The following is an 11463-nucleotide window of genomic DNA, read 5'->3' as shown; positions in this document are numbered from 1 at the left end:
TGTCAATCTCACTTTTCAGTGGCACCCCTGAGCTGGGAAACGAGACGAATCTTGGTGTTGACATGACGCGGATCACGGTCAATCCTGCAACCTGACGACGACGTCACACTCACTACCGACCGTCGTCCCCCGTCGACGATCAGGAGCTCCATCGCATGCTGACCGGCCAGGAGTACAAGACGTCCCTTCGGGACGGCCGGAAGGTCTACTTCCAGGGCAGGCTCGTCGAGGACATGGAGGCCGAGCCCGGCCTCTCCGTCCCGCTCGCCGCCGTCGCCGACGGCTACGACAAGTACTACTCCTCGGCCCCGGACGCGGTGAACCCCGTGATCACCGCACCGCGCAGCCCGCAGGAGCTGCGCGACCGGATCCCCGAGCTCATGGAGCTCGACCTGGTCCTCAACACCACCTACCAGTCGCTGATGACCGTGCTGGTCGCCGCGGGCCGGATGGAGAACGCCGCCCCGCAGTACATCCCGCGCATCGAGGCCTACGTCGAGAAGGCGCGGCGGGACGACATCCGGATCACCGAGTGCATCACCGACGCCAAGGGCAACCGGAGCCTGCACCCCGGCAAGCAGGAGGACCCCGACTCCTACGTGCGGGTCGTCTCGCGCAGCCAGGACGGCGTGGTCATCCGCGGGGCGAAGCTGCACATCAGCGGCGCGGCGCTGGGCCACGACCTCATGGTCATGCCCACCAAGACGATGCGGCCCGGCGAGGAGGACTACGCGATCGCCTGCGCGGTCCCGGTCAACGCCCCCGGTGTGCACATCACCAACACGACCTACCACCCCCTGCACGGCGACCCGCGGGACTACCCGGTCTCGAGCCACCACTCGATCCCCGACTCGATGTGCATCTTCGACGACGTGTTCGTCCCGAACGACCGCGTCTTCCTCGACGGCGAGACCGAGCACGCCGCGGTGTTCGCCCACTCCCTGGGCCTGTGGGAGCGCCTCGGCGGCGTCTCGTTCATGGTCCAGCAGGCCGACGAGCTGGTCGGCCTCGCCCACCTGGTCGCCGAGGCCAACGGCACGGCCAAGGTCTCCCACGTAAGGGAGAAGATCGACGAGATGATGATCCACGCGACGCTGCTGCGCGCGGGGCTGGAGGCGGCGATCGCGAACGCGCACAGCACGCCCGAGGGCTACTACTTCCCCGACGACATGTTCACCAACGTCACGAAGTACCAGGGCGCCGCGCAGTTCGGCGTCATGGTGCGCCACCTGCACGACATCGCGGGCGGCGCCGTGGTCACCGCGCCGTCGATGGCGGACTTCGACAACCCGACGCTCAAGCCGTACCTCGAGAAGTACATGAGCACCGGCGGCGGCGTCTCGGGTGAGTACCGCTCGAAGCTGTTCCACGCGATCCGCGACACCACGGCGGACGCCTACGGCGGGTGGCACCTGGTCACCAACATCCAGTCCGGCGGCGGGCTCTACGCCCAGCGCCTGGTCACCCGCAGGAACTACGACCTCGACCGCGCCCGCGCCCTCGGCCTCAAGGCCGCGGGCCTCGCCAGCTGACCCTGCTCCCCCGCCCCCGACGCTCTCACAACGGCGTGCTCCGCCGAAGGGAATCAGATCTCGATGAAGAGAACACTGGCCGCCGTCGCCTCGTGCGCGGCCGTCGCCCTCGCCCTCGCAGGCTGCAGCTCCGGCGAAGGCTCCTCCGACGCCGCGGGCGGCCTCAGCGGGGAGCCCGTCCTCGTCGGCGTCCTCGCCCCGATGGACGGCGCCACGGCCTACCCCCAGACCGGCTACGGCGCCCAGGCCGCCGAGCGGTACATCAACGAGAAGCTGGGCGGCATCAACGGCCGTCCGGTCAAGATCGACCTCTGCGCGGGCGACGGCAGCCCGGAGACGGCGGTCAACTGCGCCAACCAGTTCGTCACCGAGGACGTCGTCGCGGTCTTCGACGCCTACGACGGCTCGGTCGGCGGCGCGGTCCCGGTGCTCACCGCGGCCAAGATCCCGATCGTCGGCGAGCTCGGCGCCACCGCGGTGGTCGACGCGCTGCCGTGGGGCCAGTCGTTCTACTTCTCCGGCCCGCTGGAGACCAGCGCGCTCGGCATGGTCACGATCCTCAACCAGATCGGCAAGAAGAACGCCTCGCTGGCCGTGACCGACGGGCCGCCCAGCCACGGCTACGTGGACAAGCTGGTCATGCCCGCCGCGAAGAACCTCGGCATCAACGTGACCCCGCTCTACGCGCCGGGGGCCAACTCGAACTTCAACGTGCTGGCGGCCACCGAGCTGTCCACCGGCCCGGACGTCGCGGGCAGCATCGCCCTGCCCGAGGACTCCTGCACCGGCCTGTTCAAGGCGCTGCGGGCGCAGGGTTACAAGGACACCATCTTCGCGGGGTCCTGCTCGCAGTTCATCGCCGCGATGGGCCCGGACGCGGCGGGCGCGATCATCCAGCCGCGCGTGTGGGTGCCCGCGGCCAAGGAGAACGCCCCGGCCGAGGTCAAGCAGCAGCTGGACGACTTCGCCTCCTCGATGGAGGAGATCGACCGCGCGGACCAGCAGTCGGCCCGCTCGCTCTACTCCTTCGCCGGCATGGTCAACCTGGCGAACGTCATGAAGGGCATCCAGGGCGAGATCAACCCGGACACCGTCACGGCGGCGATGAAGGCCGTCAAGGACATGCCCACGTTCGCGGGCCCGAAGGTGACGTGTGACGGGCAGCAGTGGGCCAACCGGCCCGCCTCCTGCAGCAACCAGGCCATCTTCTTCGAGGTCCAGTCCGACGGCTCGATGAAGCCGGTCGACCCGAACGGCTTCATCGACCTCGACCCGTCGAAGATGAGCGCCGCCTAGCAGCCCCGGGCGGGTCCCCCTGCGCCGCGGGGGACCCGCCCGTCGCCGCACGTCGAAGGAAGGATTCTCCCGTGGGGACGTTCCTCCAGTTCGTGGTTCTCGGCCTGGGGCTCGGTGCGATCTACATCGGCCTCGGCACGGGCCTGCTCCTGGTCCACCGCGCCACCGGCATCATCAACTTCGCCCAGGGCGCCATGGCCATGTGGGGCGCCTACGTCTTCGCCCAGCTCCGGCTGGACGGCACGTTGGTCCTCCCGATCGGCTCCATCGAGCTCGCCCGCCGCCCCCCGGTCGCCGTCGCGGCCCTGATCGGGCTCGTCATGGCGTTCCTGCTGGGCCTGCTCGTGCACTACGTCGTGTTCCGCCCGGTGCGGCACGCGCCGGTCCTCGCCCAGGTGGTCGTGTCGGTCGCCGTCATGATCACGCTGCAGGCCCTGGTGGTGCTCCGCTTCGGGCCCAACAACATCGCCGTGGCGTCCCTGATCCCCGAGGGCTCGATCGCCGTCTTCGGCGCCGAGATCCCGACCCGCGAGCTCATCATGGCCGCGATCATGGTGCTGCTCGCCGCCGCGGTCTGGGCCTACCTGCGCTTCACCCGGGCGGGCGTGGCCACCCGGGCCGCCTCGGAGAACGAGCGCGCCGCGGTCCTGATGGGCTTCTCCCCCGACCGGCTGGCCGCCGTCGCGCAGGTCGTCGCGATCATGCTCGGCACCGTGGCCGTCATCCTGGGCAGCTCGCTGACCGGCCTGAACCCGGACAACTACACGCTGCTCGTGGTGCCCGCGCTGGCGGTGCTGCTGGTGGCGCGCATGGAGTCCATCGCGATCGTGGTGGTCTCCGCGCTGCTGCTCGGCGCCTTCCAGTCCCTGATCAACCTGCTGATCACCAAGCCGTTCTGGCCGCAGTGGGCGCAGTCCGGCCTGGACCAGGTCGTGCCGTTCGCGGTCGTCATGGTGATCCTGTTCGTGCAGGGCAAGCGGCTTCCGTCGCGCGGGTCGCTGCAGACCATCCGGCTGCCCGACGTCGCCGTCCCCCGGTTCAAGCCGGTCCCCGCGGTGATCATGCTGGTCGTCGGTGTGGCGGCACTGTCGTTCACCCAGGGCACCTGGCGCTTCGGCATCACCACCTCGATCATCGTGATGCTGCTGGCGCTGTCCTACGTGGTGCTCACCGGCTACCTCGGGCAGATCTCGCTGGCCCAGGGCGCCTTCGCGGGCGCGGCCGGGTTCTGCCTGTCCAAGGCCACCACGAACTGGGGCATCCCGTTCCCGCTCTCGCTGATCCTCTGCGCGCTCGTCGCGACGGGCCTGGGCATGCTCGTGGCCCTGCCCGCCTTCCGGATCCGTGGCGCCCAGCTGGCGATCGTCACGATCGCGGCGGCGCTGGCCATCGAGCGGTTCGTGTTCAACAACTACACACTGAGCCCGCCCGAGGGGAACCCGATCGCGGACGCCACGCTGTTCGGGCTCAACCTGGGCGTGCGCGAGGGGCGTGACCTCTCCCGGATCGCCTTCTCCCTCACCGTGCTGATCGTGGCCGCGATCCTGGTGTGGATGTTCATCCGGGTGGCCTCCGGGGACACCGGACGGGCGTTCCTGGCGGTCCGCGCCAACGAGCGCGCGGCGGCGTCGTCCGGCATCGACGTGCGCAAGACGAAGCTGATCGGCTTCGCGATCTCGGCGTTCATCGCCGGCATCGCGGGCTGCCTGATCGGGTTCAGCCGCGGGCAGCTGTCGGCGGAGTCCTTCAGCGTGTTCGCGGGGCTGCAGGTGCTGGCCGTGGCCTACCTGGGCGGCATCACCAGCGTCGGCGGCGCGATCGTGGCCGGGATCCTCGGCCCGCTCGGCATCGTCTACACCCTGCTGCGCGGCGTGTTCGACCTCGGCGAGTACTACGCCCTGATCTCCGGCCTCGGCCTGATCATCACCGCCATCCTCAACCCGGTCGGCATCGCGGGCGCCACCCGCGAGCAGGTCGACTGGGTGAGACGGAAGCTGTCGCGGACACCGCCATCGTCGTCGGTGCCCGCGACTCCGGCCCCGAAGGAGCCGCAGCGTGTCTGACGCAGGGCTGCACACCAGGGACCTGACCGTCCGCTACGGCGGGCTGGTCGCCAACGACTCGGTGACCATCGACGTGGACCCGGGCGAGGTCGTCGGGCTGATCGGGCCCAACGGCGCGGGGAAGACGACCTTCGTCGACGCCGTCACGGGGTTCACCGCCTGCGAGGGCGAGATCTCGTTGGACGGCACCCGGATCGACGCCATGGCGCCGCACGAGCGGCGCACGGCGGGGCTGTCGCGCACCTGGCAGTCCGGCGAGCTGTTCGGCAACCTCTCGGTCGCCGAGAACCTGCTCGTCGCGGCGCGCAAGGGCGGCTGGCGCACGCTCGTGCGGGACGTCTTCGTCCCCCGCCGCAAGGAGAGCGACGACCTCGTCACCCGCGCCCTGGAGGTCGTCGGGCTCGGAGACGTGGCGGACACCCTCGCCCGCGACCTGTCACTCGGCCAGCAGAAGCTGGTCGGCGTGGCCCGCGCGCTGGCGGGCGGCGCCGAGGTGCTCCTGCTCGACGAGCCCGCCGCAGGCCTGGACTCGATGGAGAGCCAGTCCTTCGCGGGCCGCATCCGGTCCATCGCCGACTCCGGGCCCGGGGTGCTGCTGATCGACCACGACATGTCCCTCGTCCTGGGCGTCTGCGACACCGTCACGGTGCTGGAGTTCGGCAAGCAGATCTTCACCGGGACACCCGCCGAGGCCCGGACCGACCCGACCGTCGTCGCCGCCTATCTGGGCGCGCCCGTGGAGAACGCAGGGGCCACCCATGCCTGACGCACTGCTGGAGACGCGAGACCTCGCCGCCGGCTACAACGGCGTGCCCGCGATCCGTGGGCTGACCCTGTCGGTCGGGCCGGGCGAGGTCATCGCCCTGCTCGGACCGAACGGCGCGGGCAAGACCACGTCGCTGCTCGCGATGGTCGGGCTCGTGTCGCCGCTGGCCGGTGAGGTGCACGTGCTCGGCGCGCCGCTGGGCCGCCGCAAGCCGCACCGGATCGCCCGGTCCGGGGTCCTGCTCGTCCCGGACGACCGCGGGATCTTCTACGGCCTCTCGGTCCGCGAGCACCTGCGGCTCGCAGCGCGCAAGGCCGACCCGGAGCGGGAGGCCCAGGTCCTCGAGCGGTTCCCGGTCCTGCGCACGCTCGACGGCCGCAGGGCGGGCCTGATGTCCGGCGGCGAGCAGCAGATGCTGGCCATCGCCAAGGCGCTGCTGGCCAGGCCCAAGGTGCTGATCATCGACGAGATGAGCCTCGGGCTGGCGCCGAAGATCGTGCAGGAGATGCTGCCCGCCATCCGGGACCTCGCCAAGGCGGACGGCATCGGGCTCATCCTGGTCGAGCAGCACATCGAGCTCGCGCTGTCGATCGCCGACCGCGGGGTGATCCTCAACCACGGCCGGGTCGTGCTCACCGGTGCGGCGTCGGACCTGCTCCGCGACCGGCACCTGGTCGAGGCGGCGTACTTCGGCGCGGAGGAGTTCGGGCACGACGAGTCCGACCCGGACCGCGTGCCCGCCCTCGGATGACGGCTCGGACCACGGCACGGGTCGACGGCGGGGACGGCGGCGGGGCTCGGCGGGTCGACTGTCACGTGGACCGACGGCGTGGAGACCGCGCGCCTCGTGGACAGGCCGGTCCCGCAGTTCGACGTCCCGGACGCCCACCGCCACCCCATGATCGACCTCCCGGTCGAGCGCCGCGCACCTGCGCGCGGCGCTCGCCGTCGTCTCCCGGAAGGACCCCCGTGACCACCTTCGGCACCGTGACCGACCTGCTCGCCTGCCCGCCCGACACCGTGCTCGGGCACAGCTCCTGGCGCACGATCGAGCAGCCGCGGATCGACACCTTCGCCGACGCCACGGACGACCACCAGTGGATCCACGTCGACCGCGAGCGCGCGGCCGCGGGGCCCTACGGCGCCACCATCGCCCACGGCATGCTCACCCTGTCGCTCGTCCCGATCATGATCGGCGAGCTCGCGTCCGTCCCCGGCGCGACCCTCGGGGTGAACTACGGCTTCGACAGGGTCCGGTTCACCAACCCGGTCCCGGTCGGCAGCCGGGTGCGGGCCGAGGTGACCGTTCTCGAGGTCACGCCGGTGGAGGGCGGGGCCAGGGCCCGGTTCCGCGCCGTCGTGGAGATCGAGGGCGCGGCGAAGCCCGCCTGCGTGGCCGAGCAGATGATCGTCTGGATGGACTGACCCTCGACAACTGAGCGAACGTTCGTTTAGCTTATGGTCATGGCCTTCGCGAACCGCGTGACGAAGATGCTCGGCGTCGAGATCCCGATCCTGCAGGCCCCCATGGGCTTCGTCGCCACACCACCCCTGGTGGCGGCGGTGTCGGAGGCCGGGGCCATGGGACTGGTGCCCGGCTCCCTCGGGATCGACGAGGTCCGGGAGGACATCCGCCGGGCCCGCGACCTCACCGACAAGCCCTTCGGGCTGAACCTGCCCCTGGCGTTCGTGAAGGACGTCGCGATCGTGGACATGATCGTGGAGGAGGGCATCCGGTTCGTCACGACATCGGCGGGGTCCCCCACCGCCCACACCCCGCGGCTGAAGGAGGCGGGGCTGACCGTCTTCCACGTGGTCCCCTCGCTGCGCGGGGCGCAGAAGGCGATCGACGCGGGGGTGGACGGACTGGTCGTCGAGGGCAGCGAGGGCGCGGGCTTCAAGGCGCCGCGCGAGGTGTCCTCGATGGTGCTGCTGCCGCTGGTCGCCTCGCAGGTCGCGGTGCCGATCGTGGCCGCGGGCGGGATCGCGGACGGCCGGTCGATGGCCGCCGCGTTCGCCCTCGGCGCCGAGGGCGTGCAGATGGGCACCCGGATGCTCGCGACCGCCGAGTCCGGCGTGCACGACAACATGAAGAAGGCCGTGGTCGCGGCCGCCGAGACCGACACGATGCTGATCAACAAGCACAACGGCAAGCAGGTCCGGGTGCTGCGCACCACCGCGACCGCGCCCTTCGAGCTGGCCACCGAGGGCGACCCGATGGCCCTGCTCGGTGACATCCAGCGGCTCTACCGGGACGGCGACATCGACGCGAGCCTCGCCCAGCTCGGCCAGGTGGCGGGCCGGATCGAGGGGATCGAACCGGTCGCGGACGTCATCCGCCGCACGGTCGACGAGTTCACCGAGGCGCTCGCCGGGCTGGCCAAGCGCTACCTGGAGGGCTGACCGACGAGGGCGGCGCGGGTGCCCCGGGCGATCTCCAGGTCCTCCCGGGCCGGGACGACGAGGGTCCGGACCCGCGCCCCCTCCCCGGTGATCTCGCCGTCGACCGTCTCGTTGCGGGCAGGGTCGACGGCCACCCCCAGGAAGGCCAGGCGCTCCGCGGTCCGCGCCCGGACCACCGCCGAGTGCTCACCGACCCCGCCGGTGAACGCCAACGCCTCGAGCCCGCCCGCGGCGGCGGCCATCGCGGCGATCCCGCCCGCCAGGCGGTGCACGTAGACCTCCATGGCGAGCGAGTCCGCGGGGACCTCCCGCATGTCCGCGGTGCCCGCGAGGGCCAGCAGCCCGGAGCGCTTCTCCAGGGTCTCGGCGACCTCGTGCGGGCTCAGCCCCTCGTGCTCGGTCAGCCACAGCACGAGCCCCGGATCGACCGAGCCCGAACGGGTGGCCATGACCAGGCCCTCCAGCGGGGTGAACCCCATGGTGGTGTCCACGCTGCGGCCGTCCACCACGGCCGCGAGCGAGGCGCCCGCGCCGAGGTGGGCGGTCACGATCCGCCGCGCCCCGGTCAGCTCCGCGGTCCGCGCGGAGCACCGGGCGTGGGACAGGCCGTGGAAGCCGTAGCGGCGGATCGCGTAGCGCTCGCGCCACTCCCGCGGCACCGCGTACGTCGCCGCGGACTCCGGGATCGTGGTGTGGAACGCGGTGTCGAAGCAGGCCACCGCCGGGACCGCGGGCAGCAGCGCGGTCACCGCGTCCACCCCCCGCAGCGACTTGGGCTGGTGCAGCGGGGCGAGCGCCGTCAGGTCCTCCAGCGCCCGCCGGACCTCCCGGTCGATCCGCACCGGGTCGGTGAACCGGGTGCCGCCGTGCACGATCCGATGCCCGACGGCGTCCGGTTCCGGCCACCGGCTCAGCGCCGACTCCAGGTCCGCGCCGGGCTCGGCGTCCGTCGTGCGCTCGACCTCGTCCTCCGGGCCGAGCAGGCGCAGCTTCAGGCTCGACGAGCCCGCGTTGACCACGAGCACCCTCACGCGCCGGTCCTCACTGCCACGTCCAGTTCGCGATCGCCGGGTCGTCCTCGCCGTGCTCGCGGGTGTAGCGGCGGGCGGCGAGCCGGGCGTCCGCCATCCGCTGGCGCAGCGACGCCGCCCGCGACCCGAGGCTCGGGACCCGGTCGATGACGTCCATGACCAGGTGGAAGCGGTCCAGGTCGTTGAGCATGACCATGTCGAAGGGGGTCGTGGTGGTGCCCTCCTCCTTGTAGCCGCGCACGTGCAGGTTGCCGTGGCCGCGGCGGGCGTACGTCAGCCGGTGGATCAGCCAGGGGTACCCGTGGAAGGCGAAGACGATCGGCTTGTCCACGGTGAACAGCGCGTCGAACTCCTTGTCCGACAACCCGTGCGGGTGCTCGGTCCGCGGCTGCAGCCGCATCAGGTCGACCACGTTGATCACTCGGACCGCGAGGTCCGGACAGTGCTCGCGCAGGAGCTTCGCCGCGGCCAGCGTCTCGAGCGTGGGGACGTCCCCGCAGCAGGCGAGCACGACGTCCGGCTCGCCCGCCACGTCGTCGGAGGGGCTCGACGCCCAGTCCCAGATCCCCAGGCCGCGGGTGCAGTGCGCGATCGCCTCGTCCATCGTGAGATAGGTCAGCTGCGGCTGCTTGCCCGCGACGACGACGTTGACGTAGTGCCGCGACCGCAGGCAGTGGTCCATCGTGGACAGCAGCGTGTTGGTGTCCGGCGGCAGGTAGACGCGGGTGACCTCGGCCTTCTTGTTGATCACGTGGTCGAGGAAGCCGGGGTCCTGGTGGGAGAAGCCGTTGTGGTCCTGGCGCCACACGTGGCTCGACAGCAGGTAGTTCAGCGACGCGATCGGCGCCCGCCACGGGATGGACCGGGTGGTCTTGAGCCACTTGGCGTGCTGGTTGAGCATCGAGTCGACGATGTGGATGAACGCCTCGTAGCTGGTGAACAGCCCGTGGCGGCCGGTGAGCAGGTAGCCCTCCAGCCAGCCCTGGCACAGGTGCTCGGACAGCACCTCCATCACCCGGCCGCCGGGGGCCAGGTGCTCGTCCCCCTCGACCACCTCGGCGTTCCAGGCCCGGTCGGTCACGTCGAACACCGCCTGCAGCCGGTTCGACGCGACCTCGTCCGGCCCGAACAGCCGGAACCGGTCGGTGTTGCGTGCCATGACGTCCCGCAGGAACCCGCCGAGCACGGTCGTGGCGGCGCTGCTCTCCACCCCGGGGCGGTCCACGGTCACGGCGTGGCCGCGGAAGTCCGGCATCGCGAGGTCGCGCAGCACGAGCCCGCCGTTGGTGTGCGGGTTGGCGCTCATCCGCCGCGCCCCCTCGGGGGCGAGCGCGCGCAGCTCCGGGACCAGCCCGCCCGCGTCGTCGAACAGCTCCTCCGGGCGGTAGCCGCGCATCCACTCCTCGAGCTTCGCGCGGTGCCCGGCATCCGTCCGGGTGTTCGCCAGCGGGACCTGGTGGGCGCGGAAGGTGCCCTCCACCTGCCTGCCGTCCACCTCCTTCGGGCCGGTCCAGCCCTTCGGGGTGCGCAGGACGATCATCGGCCAGGCGGGGCGCCCGGCGGGCGGGTCCGCCTTGATCGCGGCGATCTCGTCCAGCACCTCGTCCAGGGTGGAGGCCAGCTCGGCGTGCACCGCCCGCGGCTCGTCACCGCCGACGAACCGGGGCGCGAATCCGTAGCCGCGCATCAGGGCGGCCAGCTCGTCGGTCGGGATCCGGGCGAGGACCGTCGGGTTGGCGATCTTGTAGCCGTTGAGGTGCAGGACCGGGAGCACCACGCCGTCTCGGCGCGGGTCCAGCCACTTGTTCGAGTGCCAGCTCGCGGCGAGCGGTCCCGTCTCGGCCTCGCCGTCCCCGACCACGCAGAGCGCGAGCAGGTCCGGGTGGTCGAACACGGCGCCGTAGGCGTGCAGCAGCGCGTAGCCGAGCTCGCCGCCCTCGTGGATCGAGCCCGGGGTCTCCGGCGCGACGTGGCTGGGGATCCCGCCGGGGAACGAGAACTGTCGGAACAGCGCCCGCATCCCGTCGACGTCGTCGGTGACCGACGAGTAGATCTCGGAGTACGTGCCCTCGAGGTAGGCGTTCGCGACCAGCCCGGGCCCCCCGTGCCCGGGGCCGGTCACGAACAGCGCGTTCAGGTCCCGCATCCGGATCGCGCGGTTGAGGTGGGCGTAGAGCAGGTTCAGCCCGGGGGTGGTCCCCCAGTGCCCCAGCAGCCGCGGCTTGACGTGCTCCGCCCGCAGCGGCTCTCGCAGCAGCGGGTTGTCCAGTAGGTAGATCTGGCCCACGGACAGGTAGTTCGCAGCCCGCCAGTAGGCGTCGAGCAGGTCGAGATCGTCGCTCACGGAGCCCCCTCGGTGTCACCGTGTCCGA

General features: G+C 71.5%; 9 protein-coding genes. 7 read left to right on the top strand and 2 right to left on the bottom strand.

Annotated elements, in window-relative coordinates; translation table 11 throughout:
- The first annotated feature begins 155 nt into the window (after positions 1–155).
- The 7 genes from ABD993_RS08755 (at position 156) to ABD993_RS08725 (ending at position 8060) form a co-directional block, all read left to right on the top strand.
- Positions 156–1532, top strand: a complete 1377-nt coding sequence (locus ABD993_RS08755; RefSeq protein WP_345414549.1) for a 4-hydroxyphenylacetate 3-hydroxylase N-terminal domain-containing protein — start codon at positions 156–158, stop codon at positions 1530–1532.
- 63 nt (positions 1533–1595) lie between these two features.
- On the top strand, positions 1596–2828 hold the full coding sequence (locus tag ABD993_RS08750; protein WP_345414547.1) for an ABC transporter substrate-binding protein: 1233 nt from the start codon (positions 1596–1598) through the stop codon (positions 2826–2828).
- A gap of 71 nt (positions 2829–2899) precedes the next feature.
- The gene (locus ABD993_RS08745; RefSeq protein ID WP_345414545.1) at positions 2900–4891 is read left to right on the top strand and encodes an ABC transporter permease; all 1992 of its coding nucleotides are present in this window, start codon (positions 2900–2902) and stop codon (positions 4889–4891) included.
- Complete coding sequence (locus ABD993_RS08740; RefSeq protein WP_345414544.1) at positions 4884–5657, top strand: ABC transporter ATP-binding protein; 774 nt, start codon at positions 4884–4886, stop codon at positions 5655–5657. The genes ABD993_RS08745 and ABD993_RS08740 overlap by 8 nt, the downstream gene beginning before the upstream one ends.
- Positions 5650–6408 (top strand): ABC transporter ATP-binding protein, encoded by a 759-nt coding sequence (locus ABD993_RS08735; RefSeq protein WP_345414542.1) that lies wholly within the window; start codon positions 5650–5652, stop codon positions 6406–6408. Before ABD993_RS08740 ends, ABD993_RS08735 begins: the two co-directional genes overlap by 8 nt.
- 218 nt (positions 6409–6626) lie before the next feature.
- The gene (locus ABD993_RS08730; protein WP_345414540.1) at positions 6627–7082 is read left to right on the top strand and encodes a MaoC family dehydratase; all 456 of its coding nucleotides are present in this window, start codon (positions 6627–6629) and stop codon (positions 7080–7082) included.
- A gap of 39 nt (positions 7083–7121) precedes the next feature.
- Complete coding sequence (locus tag ABD993_RS08725) at positions 7122–8060, top strand: NAD(P)H-dependent flavin oxidoreductase (protein WP_345414538.1); 939 nt, start codon at positions 7122–7124, stop codon at positions 8058–8060.
- Here the strand turns inward: ABD993_RS08725 and ABD993_RS08720 are convergent.
- Positions 8045–9091, bottom strand: a complete 1047-nt coding sequence (locus ABD993_RS08720) for an acetate/propionate family kinase (RefSeq protein WP_345414537.1) — start codon at positions 9089–9091, stop codon at positions 8045–8047. The genes ABD993_RS08725 and ABD993_RS08720 overlap by 16 nt on opposite strands.
- A gap of 10 nt (positions 9092–9101) precedes the next feature.
- Entirely contained in the window at positions 9102–11435 is a 2334-nt protein-coding gene (locus ABD993_RS08715; RefSeq protein WP_345414535.1) for a phosphoketolase family protein, read from the bottom strand.
- Positions 11436–11463: the final 28 nt, after the last annotated feature.

Origin of the sequence: Pseudonocardia xishanensis (assembly GCF_039541715.1) — a bacterium.
GTDB classification, from domain to species: Bacteria; Actinomycetota; Actinomycetes; order Mycobacteriales; family Pseudonocardiaceae; genus Pseudonocardia; species Pseudonocardia xishanensis.
This window is presented reverse-complemented; position numbering and strand designations above follow the sequence as displayed.